The organism is Chryseobacterium sp. AG363 (genome assembly GCF_003610675.1).
GTDB lineage: Bacteria > Bacteroidota > Bacteroidia > Flavobacteriales > Weeksellaceae > Chryseobacterium > Chryseobacterium cucumeris.
Window position 1 is genome coordinate 241,764 of the sequence record NZ_RAQF01000004.1, and the last position, 21,243, is coordinate 263,006.

Annotated in this window: 13 protein-coding genes; all 13 read left to right on the plus strand. The window is 37.3% G+C overall.

Translation table 11 applies throughout. From position 1 onward, the window contains the following. Nucleotides 1-5 precede the first annotated feature (5 nt). Nucleotides 6-2,600: a T9SS type A sorting domain-containing protein gene (locus tag DEU39_RS17420; protein ID WP_120232789.1), complete on the plus strand. Its 2,595-nt coding sequence runs from the start codon at nt 6-8 to the stop codon at nt 2,598-2,600. 441 nt (nt 2,601-3,041) lie between these two features. Beyond that, complete coding sequence (gene rpoB, locus DEU39_RS17425; RefSeq protein WP_062675824.1) at nt 3,042-6,863, plus strand: DNA-directed RNA polymerase subunit beta; 3,822 nt, start codon at nt 3,042-3,044, stop codon at nt 6,861-6,863. Between the two features lie 122 nt (nt 6,864-6,985). Beyond that, nucleotides 6,986-11,251: a DNA-directed RNA polymerase subunit beta' gene (gene rpoC, locus DEU39_RS17430; protein ID WP_120232790.1), complete on the plus strand. Its 4,266-nt coding sequence runs from the start codon at nt 6,986-6,988 to the stop codon at nt 11,249-11,251. A gap of 87 nt (nt 11,252-11,338) precedes the next feature. Continuing rightward, the gene (locus tag DEU39_RS17435; RefSeq protein ID WP_027375539.1) at nt 11,339-11,644 is read left to right on the plus strand and encodes a DUF3467 domain-containing protein; all 306 of its coding nucleotides are present in this window, start codon (nt 11,339-11,341) and stop codon (nt 11,642-11,644) included. Between the two features lie 261 nt (nt 11,645-11,905). Continuing rightward, on the plus strand, nt 11,906-14,743 hold the full coding sequence (locus DEU39_RS17440; protein ID WP_120232791.1) for a T9SS type A sorting domain-containing protein: 2,838 nt from the start codon (nt 11,906-11,908) through the stop codon (nt 14,741-14,743). 3 nt (nt 14,744-14,746) lie between these two features. Then, on the plus strand, nt 14,747-15,217 hold the full coding sequence (locus tag DEU39_RS17445; protein ID WP_131797549.1) for a hypothetical protein: 471 nt from the start codon (nt 14,747-14,749) through the stop codon (nt 15,215-15,217). A gap of 13 nt (nt 15,218-15,230) precedes the next feature. Then, nucleotides 15,231-15,794, plus strand: a complete 564-nt coding sequence (locus DEU39_RS17450; RefSeq protein ID WP_147367606.1) for a hypothetical protein — start codon at nt 15,231-15,233, stop codon at nt 15,792-15,794. A gap of 24 nt (nt 15,795-15,818) precedes the next feature. Beyond that, complete coding sequence (locus DEU39_RS17455) at nt 15,819-18,005, plus strand: TonB-dependent receptor (RefSeq protein WP_120232793.1); 2,187 nt, start codon at nt 15,819-15,821, stop codon at nt 18,003-18,005. A 192-nt stretch (nt 18,006-18,197) separates the two neighbouring features. Beyond that, on the plus strand, nt 18,198-18,848 hold the full coding sequence (locus tag DEU39_RS17460; RefSeq protein WP_062675830.1) for a Crp/Fnr family transcriptional regulator: 651 nt from the start codon (nt 18,198-18,200) through the stop codon (nt 18,846-18,848). A gap of 125 nt (nt 18,849-18,973) precedes the next feature. Further along, entirely contained in the window at nt 18,974-19,816 is an 843-nt protein-coding gene (locus DEU39_RS17465; RefSeq protein WP_120232794.1) for a DUF5777 family beta-barrel protein, read from the plus strand. A gap of 1 nt (nt 19,817) precedes the next feature. Next, the gene (locus DEU39_RS17470) at nt 19,818-20,165 is read left to right on the plus strand and encodes a hypothetical protein (protein ID WP_228436824.1); all 348 of its coding nucleotides are present in this window, start codon (nt 19,818-19,820) and stop codon (nt 20,163-20,165) included. A gap of 10 nt (nt 20,166-20,175) precedes the next feature. After that, complete coding sequence (locus DEU39_RS17475; protein WP_120232928.1) at nt 20,176-20,721, plus strand: YceI family protein; 546 nt, start codon at nt 20,176-20,178, stop codon at nt 20,719-20,721. After that, nucleotides 20,718-21,242 (plus strand): ankyrin repeat domain-containing protein, encoded by a 525-nt coding sequence (locus tag DEU39_RS17480; protein WP_120232796.1) that lies wholly within the window; start codon nt 20,718-20,720, stop codon nt 21,240-21,242. Before DEU39_RS17475 ends, DEU39_RS17480 begins: the two co-directional genes overlap by 4 nt. Nucleotide 21,243: the final 1 nt, after the last annotated feature.

A 21,243-nucleotide genomic window follows, 5' to 3' on the forward strand; every position in this document is an offset into this window, starting at 1 on the left:
AAAAAATGACCAGAAAATTATTCGAAAAGTTAGCTGTGCTGCTCATGATATTGATGATGTCTGCAGGAGTTTTGGCACAGCAGGGTTATGAACCAATCCGTGGGATGGGTGTAGAAGCAAAACCTGTCAACAATTCAGGGATATGTCTTGCCTGTTATAACGGAAGTATGAATCCCGTCGTGGATGCCAGCCTTGATAATAATGTAAGTATGGGTAATTTCGCTTCTCTTTTAAGTGGAAACGGAATCTCTGTAAAGAATAAAAATACAACTTATCCCGCGGGATATATTACCGGTTTCAATGTAGATATTGGAACAAGTTTTATCACGATAGATCTTTTGAGTTCTTTAAGAATCAGTACTTATAAAAATGGGATTCTTCAGGAAATAACTACTAGCAGTACGCTTTTGTCAGTACCTGCATTCGGAGGAAGTAAAAACAGAATATTTCTTCATTTTAAAACTTCAAAAGAATTTGATGAAGTAAGATTATATCAGACCAATGCTCTTTCTGTATTCAGTGCAATGAATGTATATTATGCATTTGCATTTGATTCTGCAAAAGTACCTACGGATAACAATGGTATTTGTGATGATATCATTGCGGGAAGCGGTGTGGATGGAAATGTATCCGGAAGCAGCAGTTTTCTTGCTCCGCTTTCCTATGTTCAGAATAAAGAAAAAATAGGTGATGGAAACAAAAATTCTTATGGATCAATAGTTCTGCCAGTGGGATTATTGGGTTCTTATTCAGTAGGCGTTTTAGACAAAAATCAGACCTACCCGGCAGGAAACAGAACAGGTTTTGTAATAGAACCGGATGATCAGGGTAAACTGTTAAGTGCAGAGTTTTTAAAAAATATTACCATAGAAACTTATCTTTTTGGACAGCTTCAGGATTCAAAACAGTTGTCCGACGGAGGAGGCTTGATTAATATCAAAGTATTAGGTTATGGCTCAGGAAAACAAAAGGTTACCTTGACGACTACTAAACCTTTCAATGAAGTAAGGTTAAAAGTTACTCAAACCCTAGGATTTAATTTAGGAGCCCTGAAAGTATATTATGCATTCGAAGAACCTGTTACTTGTGATTGTGATGATAAAATCCAGACCAGTGGTTCTGCTGTACCGGGAAATCTAGTTGCAGGTACTCCATGGACTTCCGGACCAGGATTCCTCGGTCTTATTTTAGCTAAAATGACCAGTCCCGAAGCGATTGTAGATAATAATCCTTCCAATTATGCTACGGCTGCTGTTCCGGCTGCCTCTATTTTCAGTCTTTTCTCAGCGTTTGCTACGGTAGGAACTAATGCAGTGCTTCCTGCCAATACAATGGCTGGATTTACTGTAGAAAAAGCAGGTAATCTTCTTGGAGTAAGTGTTCTGGAAAATATCACTGTGACATTGTACAACGGAAATATATTGACAGATACTTTTACGAGTTCAGGAAGTCTTATCAGTGGAAATTTCTTCACAACGGATTCTAATAAATTCTATGTTGGAGGGAAATCAACAAAACCTTTTAACCGTATTAAAATCACTTTCAACAGCGGAACGGCTATTCGTATTCCTCAAAACTATTATATCTACAATGCTTTTGCAAGCAGAGATGATGATAATGATGGAGTTCCGAACTGTTTTGATCAATGCCAGGGAGGAGATGACAGCATAGATAATAACGGAAACGGAATTCCTGACTGTGCGGAAGGATGTACAGCCGTAAATGACAAATCTCCTGCACTCGATACAGATGGTGACGGAATTGTAGATGCCTGTGATCTGGATTCTGATAATGACGGAATTCCGGATGCAGTAGAAGATTTTGATAAAAACGGCAAGTTTCAGGATGATGATAATGAAGGAGACATTCTGCTGACGCCGGTATTGGGAGATTCTGTTCCTAATTATCTTGATCTTGATTCTGATAATGATGGTATCCTGGATTTATTTGAGTCTGGAATTCCGACCTCAGTCATCAATCAGATTGATTCTGATCATAACGGTATTATTGATGCAAATGTTCCGGTAGGTAAAAACGGAATTGCAGATATTCTGGAAACTTCCCCGGATTCAGGCATATTGAAATATCCACTTAAAAATACAGACGGAGATGATAAACCGGACTTTCTGGATATTACTTCCAATGGTTCAGATCCTGACCTTTATCAGATCGGAAAAGCAAACCTTGATACATTAGGAGGAGGTTTTATCTCAATAATTAATGATAAAGAAAAAGATGGGATTCAGGCTGTTGTAGATACAGATCTTGTAAAAAGAGGATCTCCGGATTCCCCACTTTCACCTTATGCTTCATTATTGAAAAATGCATCCAGTACGGCAAAAATTACCTCCGCAGAAATTATCGATGCAGTGAATGATGTAAAAGTATATCCGAATCCTGTAAAAGCAGGAGAAAATCTTAGAATTATATCAGGGGAGGAAGGTGTATATACTTTGTTCTCTGCACAAGGACAGGTTGTTAAGACAGATCGTTTTAATGCTCATACAGGTATTGATACTTCTTCACTTCCTACAGGAGTGTATATTATTAAAATAGAAACTAAATCAAAAATAAAATCTTATAAGGTTATTGTGAAATAATCATAGGATTAGCTTGTGTTGTGGAGGGGTTGCTCATATTTGGGCAGCCTCTCTTGTTTTAAGAGTCTCAAAATGAGAGGTTTTATTTGTTATTGTGGATAACTTTTTGTATCTTTGCCCCTCTTTTGGCGCGAAAAATTGTTTGTAAATTTATAAAATACTGAAAATCAACTCTTTCATTGTGGTAAACATGGAAGGGATTTCGTGTATGTAAATACTGCGGTAATACTGCCTCAAAAGTAATAAAAATATTTTGCATTACGCTGTGAAAAGATATACCAGTGTTGCAGTTAGAAAGAACTATGTACAAAGTTTAAAAGAGCTTAAGGTCCTTTGTGAGCGCCAAAAACACTTTTACCTTTTACTTTTATCTTGTTTGTTGTTCTTTTCTGATATTTTTTAATGAATCAAAATATTTTTTAACCCTTTCTTAAAAGTTTTATGAGTAAAACAAAATCAACAACTCAAGGAAATCCGAGAATTAATTTCTCATCAGCGAAAGGAAAAATCATCACTCCAGACTTTTTGGATATCCAAATTGAGTCTTTCAGAGAATTTTTCCAGCTTGATACACTTCCTGAAGCCAGAAAGACAGAAGCTCTTTACAAGACTTTCCAAGAGAATTTCCCAATTACGGATTCAAGAAACCAATTCGTATTAGAATTCTTAGACTATCTGGTAGATTCTCCACGTTATTCAATCGATGAGTGTGTGGAAAGAGGACTTACGTATTCAGTTCCTCTAAAAGCTAGACTTAAATTGTATTGTACTGACCCGGAACACGAAGATTTCCAAACAGTGGTTCAGGACGTATACTTAGGTCCGGTTCCTTATATGACGCCAAGTGGTTCTTTTATCATCAATGGTGCTGAAAGAGTTATCGTTACGCAGCTTCACCGTTCACCTGGTGTATTCTTCGGACAAACTTACCACGCAAACGGAACCAAACTTTACTATTCAAGAATTATCCCTTTCAAAGGATCTTGGATGGAATTTACAACAGATATCAACAGCGTAATGTACGCGTATATCGACCGTAAGAAAAAATTACCATTAACAACTCTATTAAGAGCGATTGGTTATGAATCTGACAAGGATATCCTTCAGATCTTCGACCTTGCTGAAGAAGTGAAAGTTTCTAAAGCTGCCCTTAAAAAAGTAGAAGGGAGAACATTGGCTGCGAGAGTATTGAACACTTGGTTCGAAGATTTCGTAGACGAAGATACAGGTGAAGTAGTTTCTATCGAAAGAAACGAAATCATCTTGGATAGAGAAACTATTCTTGAAAAAGAACACTTGGATCTTATTCTTGATGCTGGTGTGAAATCAATCCTGATTCACAAAGAAAACAGCAACGAATTCTCTATCATCCAGAATACATTACAAAAAGACCCTACTAACTCTGAAAAAGAAGCAGTAGAGTATATTTATCGTCAGTTAAGAAATGCAGATCCGCCAGATGAGGAAACTGCAAGAGGAATTATTGAAAAATTATTCTTCTCTGAGCAAAGATATTCATTAGGTGAGGTAGGACGTTACAGATTGAACAAAAAACTAGGTCTTAATATTCCAACCACAACTGAAGTTCTTACAAAAGAAGATATCATTGCTATCGTAAGACACTTAATCGAGCTTGTAAACTCTAAAGCTGAGGTTGATGATATTGACCACTTATCAAACAGAAGAATTAAAACTGTTGGTGAGCAATTAGCTGGACAGTTCGGGGTAGGTCTTTCAAGAATTGCAAGAACAATCAAGGAAAGAATGAACGTTAGAGATAACGAAATCTTTACTCCACTTGACCTTGTAAATGCTAAGACATTAACATCTGTAATTAACTCATTCTTTGGTACCAACCAGCTTTCTCAGTTCATGGACCAAACCAACCCTCTATCAGAAATTACTCACAAGAGAAGATTATCTGCACTAGGGCCTGGTGGTTTATCAAGAGAAAGAGCAGGTTTCGAGGTTCGAGACGTTCACCATACTCACTATGGAAGAATTTGCCCGATTGAAACTCCGGAAGGACCAAACATCGGTTTGATTTCATCCCTTGGTATTTATGCTAAAATCAACAGACTAGGTTTCATCGAAACTCCATATAGAAAAGTAGAAGAAGGTAAGATTAATCTTAATGCTGATCCTATTTACCTTAATGCAGAAGACGAAGAAGACAAAGTAATTGCTCAGGCAAACGTTGAATTGAGCGATAACGGTGATTTCTTAACAGATAGAATTATTGCAAGATTAGATGGTGACTACCCTGTAGTGGAGCCATCTCAGGTTAACCTTATTGATGTTGCACCAAACCAGATCTCTGGTATTTCTGCATCATTAATTCCGTTCCTTGAGCATGATGATGCGAACCGTGCATTGATGGGATCTAACATGATGCGTCAGGCCGTTCCTCTATTGAAGCCACAGGCTCCAATCGTGGGTACAGGGCTTGAGCAACAAGTTGCAAGAGATTCAAGAATTTTAATTAACGCTGAAGGTACAGGTACTGTACAGTACGTAGATGCTGACAGAATCGTTATTAAATATGAAAGAAGCGAAGACGAAGATTTAGTACAATTCGAGTCTGCTACTAAAACATACAACCTTACTAAGTTCAGAAAAACTAACCAGAGTACAACCATTACCCTAAGACCAAACGTAAGAGTAGGTGATGTAGTGGAAAAAGGACAGGTACTTTGCGACGGTTATGCTACTGAAAAAGGAGAATTAGCTCTTGGTAGAAACTTAGTGGTAGCGTTCATGCCTTGGAAAGGATACAACTTCGAGGATGCCATCGTAATCAACGAAAAAGTTGTACGTGAAGACTGGTTTACTTCAATCCACGTGGATGAATATTCTCTTGAAGTTCGTGATACTAAATTAGGTATGGAAGAGCTTACGGCAGATATTCCAAACGTATCTGAAGAAGCTACGAAAGATCTTGACGAGAACGGTATGATCAGAATCGGTGCTGAAGTGAAGCCTGGAGATATCATGATTGGTAAAATTACTCCAAAAGGTGAATCTGACCCGACTCCTGAAGAAAAGCTTCTTAGAGCAATCTTCGGTGATAAAGCTGGTGATGTGAAGGATGCTTCATTGAAAGCTGACTCTTCATTAAGAGGAGTTGTTATCAACAAGAAATTGTTCTCCAGAAACATTAAAGACAAAAAGAAAAGAACTGAAGAAAAACTTAAACTTGAAGAAATTGAAAACACTTACAAGGCTAAGTTTGACGAGTTGAGAAATACTTTAATTGAAAAATTAAACACACTGGTAAGCGGTAAAACTTCTCAAGGGGTACAAAATGACCTTGACGAAGAAATCATCGGTAAAGGTGTGAAATTCACTCACAAGTTATTAACTTCAGTTGAAGATTATGTAAACGTTAGCGGTTCAGACTGGACAGTTGACGCTGACAAGAATGAATTGATCAAACAATTGATTCACAATTACAAAATCAAATATAACGACATCCAGGGAGTTAAAAACCGTGAGAAATTCGCAATTTCAATCGGAGATGAGCTTCCGGCAGGGATCATGAAGTTGGCTAAGGTTTACATCGCTAAGAAACGTAAACTGAATGTAGGAGATAAAATGGCAGGACGTCACGGTAACAAAGGTATCGTTTCAAGAATCGTTCGTGAAGAAGATATGCCATTCCTTGAAGACGGAACACCGGTAGATATCGTATTGAATCCACTAGGGGTACCTTCTCGTATGAACATTGGTCAGATCTACGAAACCGTTCTTGGATGGGCTGGTAGAAAATTAGGATTGAAGTTCGCTACGCCAATCTTCGACGGAGCAAGTCTTGATCAGATTACTGAATATACTGAGAAAGCAGGTCTTCCTAAATTCGGTCACACTCACCTTTATGATGGTGGTACCGGAGAAAGATTTACTCAGGCTGCAACAGTAGGTATCATTTACATGTTGAAACTAGGACACATGGTAGATGATAAGATGCACGCACGTTCTATTGGTCCTTACTCATTGATTACTCAGCAGCCGTTAGGAGGTAAAGCTCAGTTCGGAGGTCAGAGATTCGGAGAGATGGAGGTTTGGGCACTTGAAGCATTCGGTGCATCTAACATCCTTAGAGAGATCCTTACTGTGAAGTCGGATGACGTGATTGGTAGAGCAAAAACTTATGAAGCCATTGCAAAAGGTGAATCTATGCCTGAACCAGGTATTCCGGAATCATTCAATGTATTACTTCACGAGTTACAAGGTCTTGGATTAGACGTAAGATTGGAGGAGTAAGATATCAGATGTCAGACACAAGATGTCAGACTACGACACTCTAAGAATTTTATAATCCTTGAATTTGGAATGATGATTTCGTCTGAAATCTGAAATCTGAAATCTAAAATCTAAAAAAAATTATGTCAAATAAAAATAAATCAAGTAGATTTAATAAAATAACCATCGGTCTAGCTTCACCGGAGTCTATTTTACAAGATTCAAGAGGGGAGGTTTTAAAGCCGGAAACTATTAACTACAGAACTCACAAGCCTGAAAGAGACGGGCTATTTTGTGAGAAAATCTTTGGTCCTGTAAAGGATTACGAATGTGCTTGTGGTAAATACAAGAGAATTCGTTACAAAGGGATCGTTTGTGACCGTTGTGGAGTAGAAGTTACTGAGAAAAAAGTAAGAAGAGAGAGAATAGGGCACATTAACCTTGTAGTTCCAATTGCACACATCTGGTATTTCCGTTCATTACCAAACAAAATCGGATACCTTTTAGGAATTCCTTCTAAGAAATTAGATATGATCATCTACTACGAAAGATATGTAGTGATTCAGCAGGGTATTGCTAAAAAATTAGACGGTTCTGATTTTGAAAATATGGAATTCCTTACAGAAGAAGAGTACCTTGACATCATGGAAACTCTTCCTGTAGAAAACCAGTATCTTGATGATTCTGATCCAAACAAATTCATCGCCAGAATGGGTGCTGAAGCTGTAGAAGATCTATTAAAAAGAATTGATCTTGATGCATTGTCTTTCGACTTGAGACACAAAGCTCACAACGAAGGTTCAAAACAAAGAAGAACAGAAGCTCTTAAGAGATTAAACGTTGTAGAAGCATTAAGAGGTGCTAATACAAGAATGATCAACAGACCAGAGTGGATGATCATGCGTGTACTTCCTGTTATCCCACCAGAACTAAGACCATTGGTTCCATTGGATGGAGGACGTTTCGCTACTTCTGACTTGAATGACCTTTATAGAAGAGTTATCATCAGAAATAACCGTTTGAAGAGATTATTGGAGATCAAAGCTCCTGAAGTAATCTTGAGAAACGAGAAGCGTATGCTTCAGGAATCAGTAGATTCATTATTCGATAACACAAGAAAATCTTCTGCAGTAAAATCTGAATCAAACAGACCATTGAAATCACTTTCTGATTCATTGAAAGGTAAGCAGGGTCGTTTCCGTCAGAACTTACTAGGAAAAAGGGTTGACTACTCTGCGCGTTCGGTAATTGTTGTTGGTCCAAACTTACAGCTTCACGAATGTGGTATTCCTAAAGATATGGCAGCTGAACTTTACAAACCGTTCATCATTAGAAAGCTAATTGAAAGAGGTATTGTAAAAACAGTAAAATCTGCAAAGAGAATTATCGACAGAAAAGAACCGGTAGTTTATGATATCCTTGAAAACGTGATGAAAGGTCACCCTGTTCTATTGAACAGAGCACCTACTCTTCACAGACTGGGTATTCAGGCTTTCCAACCTAAGATGATCGAAGGTAAGGCAATCCAACTACACCCGTTAGTAACTACGGCCTTCAACGCCGATTTCGATGGTGACCAGATGGCAGTACACTTGCCACTAGGACCAGAAGCGATCCTTGAAGCTCAGTTATTGATGTTAGGTTCTCAAAACATCTTGAACCCTGCAAACGGTTCTCCAATTACGGTACCATCTCAGGACATGGTTCTTGGTCTTTATTTCATGACTAAAGAATTAAGCTCTACTGAGACGATGAAAGTAAAAGGAGAAGGTCTTGCATTCTATTCTCCTGAAGAAGCAGAAATTGCTTACGCTGAAGGTAGAGTATCTTTAAATGCTAAAGTAAGATGTAGACTACCTATCAAAGAAGATGGAAAAATCGTTACAAGATTAATCGAAACTTCTGTAGGTAGAATCCTGTTCAACCAGATTGTACCTAAGCAGGTAGGATATATCAATGAACTTCTTACGAAGAAATCATTGAGAAACGTTATCGGTAAGATCCTTGCTGATACAGATTTCCCTACAACTGTGAAGTTCCTTGATGCAATGAAAGACCTAGGGTATTCAAACGCATTCAAAGGTGGTCTTTCTTTCTCACTTGGGGATATTGTAGTTCCTGTTGAGAAAAAACAGATGATTGCACAATCAATTGAAACTGTAGACGAAATTAGAGCTAACTATAACATGGGTCTGATTACCGATACAGAACGTTATAACCAGGTAATCGACGTTTGGACAAATACCAACGCTGGGTTAACTGAAATGATCATGAGCAGAATGAAAACTGACCAAGGTGGTTTCAACTCTGTATATATGATGCTTGACTCTGGAGCGAGGGGTTCTAAAGAACAGATCCGTCAGTTATCAGGGATGAGAGGTTTGATGGCAAAACCGCAGAAAGCCGGTTCTACCGGAGCGGAGATCATCGAAAACCCGATCCTTGCCAACTTTAAGGAAGGTCTTTCGATTCTAGAGTACTTTATCTCTACCCACGGTGCTCGTAAGGGTCTTGCGGATACCGCTCTTAAGACAGCCGATGCCGGTTACTTAACGAGAAGATTGGTAGACGTTGCACAGGACGTTATCGTTACAGAAGACGACTGTGGAACATTGAGAGGTACTGAAGTTACTGCACTTAAGAAAAATGACGAGATCGTTGAAAGAATCTCTGAAAGAATCTTAGGTAGAGTATCCCTTCATAATATTTACGATCCTGAAACTGACGAACTTATTGCAAGCGCAGATCAGGTGATCATTGAATCTTTGGCGAAGAGAATCGAAGAGGCAGGATTAGAAGCTGTGGAGGTTCGTTCACCATTAACTTGTGAAGCTAAGAAAGGTATCTGTGCAAAATGTTACGGTAGAAACTTAGCAACAGGTAAAGTGATCCACATGGGTGAAGCGGTAGGTGTAATTGCAGCACAATCCATTGGGGAGCCAGGTACTCAGCTTACGTTGAGAACCTTCCACCAAGGGGGTACTGCAGGTAACGTATCAGAAAACCCATCTATCGTTGCAAGAAGAGATGGTATCGTGGAAATGGATGAAGTAAGAACCATTACTTCTGAAGATGAAAACGGTAATACAGCTGAGGTTGTAGTTTCCCGTTCAACAGAATTCAGATTAGTTGCTGATAATGAGTCAAGAACTCCATTAATGGTAGCTAACGTACCTTACGGATCTATATTATCTGTAAAACCAGGTGATAAAGTGAAGAAAGGTGATACAATCTGTAGATGGGATCCGTATAACGCGGTTATCATTGCTGAAACTTCAGGTAAGGTAGAATACGAGGATATCATCCAGGGTATTTCATTCCAGCTTGAAATTGACGAACAAACAGGATTCGAAGAGAAAGTAATCTCTGAATCCAGAAATAAGAAAGCCGTACCTACCCTGAAAGTGGTAGACTCTAAAGGAGTTGAGCAAAAAGCTTACAACTTACCGGTAGGAGCCCACTTAATGGTAAACGATGGTGAAAAAATTAAGGCTGGTAAAGTCTTAATCAAGATCCCAAGAAAATCTGCAAAAGCAGGGGATATCACCGGAGGTCTTCCGAGAGTTACCGAATTATTCGAAGCAAGAAACCCTTCAAACCCAGCGGTTGTTACTGAAATCGACGGGGTAGTTTCTTACGGAAAAATCAAGAGAGGTAACCGTGAACTTATTGTTGAGGCTAAAACTGGAGAAAGAAAAATTTACTTAGTAAAACTTTCTAACCAGATTCTTGTTCAGGAGAATGACTTCGTAAGAGCAGGTTCTCCACTTTCTGACGGTTCTATTACACCGGAAGATATCTTAAGAATTAAAGGCCCAACAGCCGTTCAGGAATACTTAGTAAATGAGATTCAGGAAGTTTACCGTCTACAGGGGGTAAAAATCGACGACAAGCACTTCGAAATTATCGTAAGACAGATGATGACGAAAGTATCTATCGTAGATGGAGGTGATACTCAGTTCCTTGAAGGAGCTCTTGAGCACAAGTATGATTTCTTGGAAGAAAACAACAGAGTATTTGGTCTTAAAGTAGTAGTAGATGCTGGTGATTCTAAAGAATTCAAACCAGGTCAGATGATTACTGCAAGAGAATTAAGAGATGAAAACTCTAAGTTGAAGCGTGAAGATTTAGCATTGGTAGAAGTAAGAGAAGCTCTTCCTGCTACTGCAACTCCTGTACTGCAAGGTATTACAAGAGCTGCCCTTCAGACTAAGTCATTCATGTCTGCAGCATCGTTCCAGGAAACAACTAAAGTTCTTAACGAAGCAGCAGTTGCTGGTAAGATAGACGATCTTAACGGTCTTAAAGAAAATGTAATTGTAGGACACAGAATCCCTGCAGGTACAGGTCTTAAAGAGTATCAGAACGTTATTGTAGGTTCTAAGAAAGAATTCGAAGACCTTAACTAAAATTAATGATTTGAAATTTGGGATTTGAAATTATTTTTATATTTTCACAATCTCAAATTTCGAATTTTAAAAACATAATTTATAACAATGGACAACAATCAAAATCCACAAGACGGAAACATCAACATCGAATTAAACGAAATGGTAGCTGCTGGTATCTATGCTAACCTAGCTTTAGTAAACCACTCTCCATCTGAATTTGTAGTAGACTTTATTCAGTTGATGCCAGGTGTTCAGCAGGCTAAAGTAAGATCAAGAGTAATTCTTGCTCCACTTCACGCTAAAAGAGTATTAAGCGCTCTTCAACAGAACATCGCTAACTACGAGCAGCAGTTCGGAGAAATCAAAGAAGTTGAGCCTTTCGTATTAGGAGGAAACAACGTTCAAGCGTAAGATTTCTTTTACATAAAATAAAGGATACCCTGGTTTTTACCGGGGTATTTTTTGTTACCTGCTTTTGCATATCATTCACTAATCAGTTTCTTTTTTTCTTTTTTTATATTTTTCGCAATTTTATTTAAAAAACATATTAAAAAAACACAAATTATTCAATTTAATGTATAATGTTAATTTTTGCTGTAAATTATTGATAATTAATTTAAATTGGTTGAATAATTAATTTTCTTTATTAAATTTGTAAAAAAATTGAATGAAATGAAAATATACCCTATTGCAGCGGTTCTACTCTGTATGAATGTGTATGCACAAAAGCAAAATACACTTAAGGACAATCAAAAACACCTACAGGAACTTTATGCTAAATATGACAAAAACCTTAAAAAGGCTCATAAAATTGCAAAAGCAGCAGGAATACCTCCTAATTTATACAATGAAGAGGATTACAAAAGAACAATGGATCCTGTAACAGGGAGAACCAACTTTGAAGGACTGGCAAAGGTAAATGAGGACATCTTAACAGGTAAATATCAGCCTTCACAACCTATGTCTTTTATTTCTAATCACAATACCTCTACTACGGGCAAAATAGTAGACGAGCCTTGGATTGAAAGAGGACCATATAGTGTAGGAGGAAGAACAAGAGCAATTATGTATGACCCAAATGATCCTACAGGGAAAAGAGTTTTTGCAGGAAGCGTTTCAGGAGGGCTTTGGGTAAATCAGGACCCTTCAGTGGCAGCCAATGAATGGCAACCATTAAGTACATTCTGGGCCAATACCTCTGTTTCAAGTATTACGTATGACCCCAATAATCCACAAATTTTTTATGTAGGAACAGGAGAAGCACCAACCGGTGATGCAGTAGGATCAGGAATATGGAAATCAACGAACGGAGGAACCACCTGGACGCAGATTTTCACCATTCCGGTAACTTATTCTTCTTCCGGAGTAAGAAATGGTAATTTCTATATCAATGATATTAAAGTAAGGAATAATAACGGCGTTTCAGAAGTATATGCCGGAGTAAGTGGTGCTTATGTAGGAATTTCGTTTAATGACGGATGGCAGGGATTAAGCCAGGCTGGATTGTACAAGTCTACAGATGGTGGAACAACATTTACAAAAAATAACAGCTTATTAGCTCTTAATACAACTACTGGCGTGACCAGCACAACAGGATATTCTATTCAACAGATAGAAATTGGAGCAGACAATGCAGTATGGGTTTCTACCAGATCTTCCAGATTTTCCAATATAGATTCCGGAGGACGAATTTTTAAATCCACAGACGGGAATACTTTTAATCAGGTATATAATGTAGGAAGCAGTGGCTCGAGAGTTAACTTTACTCTTTCAAGAACAGATGCCAACAAAATATATGCATTTATGCAGGGTGCATCTTCTGCAGAACCTATCAGAATAGCAAAATCTGCAGATGGCGGAGCAACTTGGCAGGCAACAAATGACGCTGCGCCTGTTTTGTCGCTGCCTACTGCAACCGATACTAGTATTCCTGCTAATGACTTTACAAGAGGACAATCTTTTTATGACCTGATCATTGCAACAGATCCTCTGGACGATAATACCTTGTATATAGGTGGTATTGATCTGCATAAATCTACCAATGGAGGAACAAGCTGGACACAGATCTCAAAGTGGTCCAATAATAATAACATGGCAGCCCTACAGGTTTCACAGGTACATGCTGACCAGCATGAAATTGTATTCAATCCTTATAATAATTATGCAACAGGGCAAATGATGTTTGGTAATGATGGAGGAATCTATTATGCTGCCAATAAAGCTAATGTCGGAGCTGTTGGTGGGCTAGCCTCCAGAAATACCAGATACAATGTAACGCAGTTTTATTCTGCCATGCTGAACCCCACAAAAACACCGGCAGATGAAGAACTATTAGCAGGAGCACAGGATAATGGCTCATGGTGGCTGTATGGAGTACCACAGGCTAATAATTTCCTTACCAGCCAATCGGCTACAGGTGGTGACGGGATGTATACAGAATATGATGATCAGGATAACTACGAAATTGCAAGTTATACAAACAATAACCACTATTTATTGACAAATAACGCATATAACCTTATTACTACCAGTGCTAACAGAAGTTTAGGGCACTTTGTGAACGAAATAGCGCTGGACAGAATAAATGATGTCTTCTATTCTTACCGTTCCGGTCTTACCCTTTTCAGAACAAGTGGACTTTCTGCATCAGCAACATCTTTTACCAATAATGTGGTGACAGTAGGAACCGCACAAACAAATGAGCAGATTTCATGGATGAAAGTATCTCCCTATACAACCGCTTCTACAACACTTTTTGTAGGAACCAACCTGGGGAGAATATTTAAAGTAACAAATGCCAACACTACTGGATATGCAGCTACCTTGTTGACCTCACCCATAACAGGAACTGTTTCTGACATAGAATTTGGCGCCAACGAAAATGAAATTATCGTAACCTTATCCAATTATAACCTTACCAGTGTTTTCTACTCTACAGACGGAGGAACTACATGGCAGAGCAAAGAAGGGAACCTTCCTGATATGCCTGTAAGAACTGTATTAAGGAATCCCGACAATCCAAATGAAGTAATACTAGGAACAGAAATGGGAGTTTGGGGAACAACTAATTTCCTTGCAACAACTCCGGAATGGGCTTCAGTAACAGGAAATATAGGAAATGTAAGAATTACCAACTTAGATTACAGACCTGTTACCAAAACAGTTTTGGTTTCTACATATGGTAGAGGAGCATGGACAACCCAGAATACACTACCTGCTTTATCAACAGCTGAAACCAAATCAAGAAAAAACATGAACATTATATATCCGAATCCTTCAAAAGGAATTTCTCATCTGAGATTTGATACTGCTAAATACAGCAGTGTGGATATAAGCATAGTGGATGGCTCAGGAAGATTAGTATACAGTAAGAAAAATGTAAAGTCTGATGAAGAATTCGGACAAAAACTTGTTTCTGGAAATTATATTTTGAAGGCGGAGTCTAAAGGTGAAATCGTATATAGTGGTAACTTCCTTGTGTTAGGACGTACGGGAGGTGATGATGATTAGAAAATGAATAATCAATTGTATTTAATATTATTTTGGATGCTGGCTTCCTGCGGGATGCCGGTATCCTCTTTATACCAGGATAAGAAAGTATCTGTGATCTCTGCTGAAAAATCAGAATGGATAGGAGGAAGAGCAGGAGTAAGAGGAGCTGTATATATTGTTAAACTGAAGAAGAACAATAACAGTGTCATCACTGTAAAAGCTTTTAGAGCGGAAGGAAATACCATTCCGTTTGTACAGAATAATTCAGGCAGTACGATCATAATAAGAGGAAATCTTCCTTACAAAAATGGTGTAGATACAAAGACTGCTGATCAAATGCAGGCTGGAGTACCTGTAGAAAATTCTGTTCCGCAAAAATTAAATCCAAAAGACAATTGGATAGAGTATACTGTCCAGGGATCTCAGGTACCGTATAAAATTAATATTTCAAAATTTACCTTTGTGGTGTCTTCAGAAGAACCTGCCCCTTAAATTTTTCCATTTTTTGAACAAAAAACTACTTTTTATTTTTCTATGTATTCCTGTAATCATATTATTCAGTAATGTGATGTATTCTGTAGTTTCTCATGTTAAAAGAGAATTATATAAAAAGACGCAATACTGTATTGCGCAAAATCATTTCAGAAAGTACGAAACCATATGTTTTACTGAAAGAGACCTGGCAGAAGCAGAATGGAAAGAAGTAAACGAATTTAGCCTTCACGGAGCTTCTTATGACATTATCAAAATAAGTATGGTTAATGGTGAAAAATATTTTTTATGTTATATTGATAAAAAAGATATTATCATCAATTCTTTGTTGAGCTTTTCGAAAAAATTTGCATTCAAAAAAAAATACTTAAAACTACAGATTGATCTTCCCGGTCACAACAAAAATATACTTAAGATACCAGGTTCCTTTGCCGTTTTTGATGAAAAAGAATTCAGTTTTTTTTCAAATCATTTCTTAGAAACCATTTCAAAATATTATAATCAACAGAAAAACACTCATTATTTAGCCATTATTTTTCCTCCACCGGAAATGAGCTTTGCGATAAAAAGAATATAATAGTAATGGTAAAAAAAATAAATAATGAAAAAATATATATGCATTGCAGCTTTGCTAGGCTGTACTATTGCACATGCTCAGCAGACACAGGAAGGATCAATTGATGAGGTGAATATCCTTGGCAGAAAAAAAATTAAACAGGAACGGGCAGAATTCAAAAGGCATGCACAATCTGTAGAAACTCTTTCTGAAGAAGATCTTAATAGAAATAACCCTGCGGCAATAGATCAGACGTTATCTACCATGCCAGGACTTCAGGTGGATAAACGAACAAATTTCGGAGGGCAGAGACTTGTGTTGAGAGGATACGGGAATGATCAGAAATTTAATAATTGGGGAGTAAAAGCGTATTGGAATAATATACCTTTAACAAACGCTGAAGGGATTACTGTACTGGATGATGTGGATTTTGCTTATGTAACCAATGTTGAGGTAATCAAAGGTCCAGCAGCTACTATGTACGGTGGAGGTGTAGGTGGAGCAGTCCGCTTTTATACCCGTCCGGATTTTACAAAAGGAGCATCGGTTTCAGAAAATGCGATGTTTGGGGCTTTCAAAACCTTTCAGTCCAGAACACAGTTGAATGTTGCAGATGATAATTACTCGATAAGTGCAGCGTATGGACATCTTGAAACAGACGGATACAGGCCTAATGGAGGAGGACTGAAAAATTTCTTCAATGTAAATGGTACCGTGAAATTAAGCAAAAAAGATCAATTAAGTTTCTTTGCAAGCCAGGCTTACTCGTACGAGCACACTTCAGGACAAATTTCATATGACGATTATTATGCAGGCATAGATAACGGAAACCCAGCATATATCCGTAAAAATTCAGGAACAAAAATAAAATCAACAAGAGTAGGATTGAGTAATACAGTAAGTCTTACTTCAAACTTAAGAAACTATACAACCTTGTTTTATTACAATGCAAATACAGAAAGTGTTTCAGCAGGAGCTTATGGAATTACAAGTTCTCCGAATGTAGGGTTGCGTTCCACTTTTACCTTAAAGAACGAGTTTAATGATTTTGAAAACCGATTGGATTTTGGAGCAGAAATACAAAACTCTGTTTCCACTACTTCAAGTTACAGGTTTACAGGCTCAGAAACAGAACCTTTACAAACAACAGGCATGAACGGTGCCTCATATTTTAAATATAATAATAACCAATCCACCTATTTTGTGATCGATTATCTTACTTATAAACCTTGGGGACTTACATTATTAGCCGGAATAAGTGGTAACAGAACCAACTATGACAGGAAAGATCTTTTTGCTTTGCCAGGATTGGTAGCGGGACGTAAGGACCAGTCTTTCAATAAGAAATATGACATGGCCTATACTCCTCACTTTGCCTTGCAAAAAGAATGGAAGCATCAGATCTTTAATCTAAGCTACAGTGAAGGCTATAATTCTCCTACGGCAGCTTCTTCATTTATTACAGCTACAAATACAACGAATGATGATTTAAAACCTGAACGTGCAAAAATGTTTGATTTCAGTGTACATGGCCTTTTACTGAATACAAAGCTGGATTACCGTATTTCTGCATTCAGAATAGACTATTCCGATAAACTTACACAGCTGCTTTTACCAGGTAATACAAGCGGGCAAACGTACTGGGCTAATACCGGAAGTCAGAAAAATACAGGACTTGAGTTTAGTGTAGGATATCAGTACAGAACAGAGAACTCATTTATTGAGAGAATTGTTCCTTTTGTAAATCTTTCTTATTATGATACAAAATATAAAGATTTTTCAATCTATGATCCTAAATATCAAGATCCTGTTACAGGGAAAACTGTAGGAAAACTAATGGTGTACGACCATAAGACAGTAGTAGGAGTACCAAGAAATAAGTACGCTGTTGGATTGGATATCTTTACCAAACCGGGGTTCTATCTTGTAAATACCTATAATTATCTTGGAAATGTATATTCTGATTTTAATAATACAAATCTCGTAAAAGGATTCGGACTTCTTAATTCCAAGCTAGGATTTAAAAAATCTTTCAATAATTTTGATCTTGATTTATATGTGATGGGAAATAACCTTACCAGTCAGATCAATTATACCTTCCTGTTCTTAGGAAACAGCATCAATGATTCTGATACAGGAAATGGTTATCCCAAAGGAGTAAGTACAGATCTTAATCCGGGACCAGGAAAAGCATATTTCTTTTACGGATTCAATGTTAAGTACAGATTCTAAATTCAAAAGCTTACTCTACAAGCTTGTTTGATAATAAAATACCTTGGTTTTTGCCAGGGTATTTTTCTTGGATGAATGTAAGAAAGATGTTAATATGGATTAATTGTTAATTTTATTTAATAAGATGAAAATATATAGTAACGATATATCAATTTTATATCTTTGTTTAAGAAAAATCAGAAAATATAAGATATGATTGATAACTCGTTCGCTGTAAGTAAATTTGGTTTTTTAGGTGCTGAATTTTTATCTGAGCTTGAAAAACATGCTGTTGCTATTGATATAAAAGCAAAGACTGAAATCATTAGAGAAGGACAGAAAAATAAATTTGTTCCTTTCTTAATAAAAGGTTCTATCAAGGTTTTTACCCTCAATGATGGAAGAGAACTTATCTACTATTATATTAAACCGAAAGATAGTTGTCTGATGACCTTTTCATCTATTCTGACAGATTATATCAGCAGGGTATATGCCGTTGCAGAAGAAGATTCGGAAGCGATTCTTATTCCCGTTTCTATTATGCACGAATGGCTTACCAGATTTCCGGAGATTAATAAACTCTTTTACCATGAATATGACCGAAGATTTTCAGAAGTGATGAACATGGTGAATGATGCTGTTTTCCACAGGCTGGATAAGAGGGTTCTGAACTATATTAAACAACAGATTTCATCCACAGGAAACAATCCTATTAAGATTACCCATCGTGAAATTGCCAATAGTTTGGGAACTTCCAGAGAAGTGGTGAGCAGAGTTTTGAAAAAAATTGAAAGCGAAGGTGAAATTGTTCAGACTAAAGAAGGAATAAAAGTTCCTGTAAATGAAAATGTTAGAATTGTCTAATTTCAATTGTTTGAAAAGTTTATTTCTGTCATTGATAAAAACAATTTGACTGGTGACTTTTATCACCTATTTTTGAATTGAGAACTCAATAAGTTTGTTGTATCATAATTTAATTCAAATTGTATATGACAAAAACTCTCTTATTTTTGTCAATGTTTTCTTCAGGTCTTGTCTTTGCACAGGAAGATCTGCTGAAAGATATTGACACTGTTAAAACCAATACAGAAACCTCACAACCGGCCTTCAAGGCCCTTCAGATTGTAACAGGACAATCTACGAAACTAGCCGCCAAAAAAGAATGGTACATGATTGTTGCCCACAGATTTGGTGACATAAGTGCAGGATTTAAAGATTTCTTCGGACTGGATAATGCCTCAACCAAATTAGGTGCTATCTATGGTATTTCAGATGCTGTTTCGGTAAGCCTGTCCAGAGAAACAAATATGAAAACCTTTGAAGGAGCAGTGAAGTACAGGCTGGTAAAACAAAGTGAAAACTTTCCGGTGGATATTGTGGGGTATAATGTAATGGGGGCTAATACTGAACTGGATAAAGATACTTATCCACACCTTACATTCAGTGACAGGCTTTCTTATCTTACCCAGGCATTGATCTCAAGAAGATTCAGTGATAAGCTTTCCGTACAGCTTACGCCTTCCTTTGTTCATAAAAACCTTTACGAACCGACCATTGAAAACAAAAATCAGTTTCTGGCAGGTTTGGGAGGACGCTATAAAATCTCAAAAAGAGTTTCTTTAAATGCAGAATACTTTGTGAATTTTGACGATCACAGTTTTTATAAAAACCCTTTATCATTGGGCGTAGATATAGAAACAGGAGGACACGTGTTTCAGCTTTTACTCACAAACTCCCAGATCAATTCTGATATCGGATATCTTACCAATGCCACAGGAGCATGGGGAAAGGGACATATTTTCTTTGGGTTTAATCTTTATAGAGTTTTTTAATATGAAAAAGCTAACATCCTTATTGATATTGTCGTCAGCAATCATACTGACGGCTTGTGACAGCAGAACGTATGAAGAGATTTCTGATAACACACCGATAACGGCATCTGCAAAATATACAGCAGATGTAAAACCCATTATGGATAACAGCTGCGCAGGCTGTCATTCTGCAGGAAGTTTTAAACCTTTAGTTACATATGATCAGGTAAAAAATAATATTGACGGAATTCTGGATCGTATCCAGAGACCTAATGGTGATCCGGAGAAAATGCCAAAGGGAGGATCTATGTCCGCAGCTCAAATCAATATGTTTATCAAATGGAAAGCTGACGGACTAAATGAAAATTAAAAAAAATGATATGAAAAAATTAGCATTATTAAGCGTATTACTTCTTTCTGCAGGGTACGCTTCAGCACAAAAATATAGCTCCAAAACAGGGAAAGTAACTTTTGAAGCTTCGGTACCACTGTTTGATGATATTTTTGCTCAGGATGACAACAATGTTGTCATTCTCAATGCAGACAATGGTGAAATGGCGTCAGTTTCAAACGTCAAAAACTTTCATTTTAAAACAAAATTAATGGAAGAGCATTTCAATGAAAGCTATGCTGAATCTGCAAAATATCCGAAAACCACTTTCAAAGGAAAGATTGTCAACTTTGATAAAACAAAGCTTACCACAAGTCCTCAGAAATATACGGTGCAGGGAACATTAAACTTTCATGGAGTAGATAAAGCCGTTACCTCTGCTGCCACTTTATATGCCAAAGACGGGAAAATCTATATGCAGGGAGGTTTTGTAGCAAGACCTGTAGATTATAAAGTGACTATTCCCAAAATGGTTACCAAGAAAGTGGCTGAAAATGTCAATATTGAATATAACTATGTAATGGTAAAACAATGAGACATTTCATCTTAATATTAGGACTGTTCCTGAGTTCATTAGTATCTGCTCAGGAAAAAGCGAAATCAATATTTGATATTGCAAGAAATGGGACTGTAACTGAAGTACAGGAGTTGATGAAGCAAAATCCGGATGTGATTAATCAGATCAACGAGAACGGATTTTCACCCCTTATTTTAGCATGTTACAGAGGGAATACAGACGTTGCCGATTTTCTGATTGAAAATGTAAAAGATGTCAATTACAAAAGCCGTGAAGGAACAGCATTGGCAGGTCTTGCGATTAAATACAACAAAGACCTTGTAGAACATCTGCTGAAGAAAAAAGCAGATCCCAATATTGCAGATGAAACAGGATATACTCCTTTATTCTGGGCTGTAAAATCCGGAAATAAAGATTTGGTAGAACAGCTGCTGAAATATAAAGCAGATAAAACAAAGAAAGATTCAATGGGAATGACCCCTTTCGAATATGCATTACAAACCAATAACAAGGAAATTATTAATCTTTTAAAAAATTGAT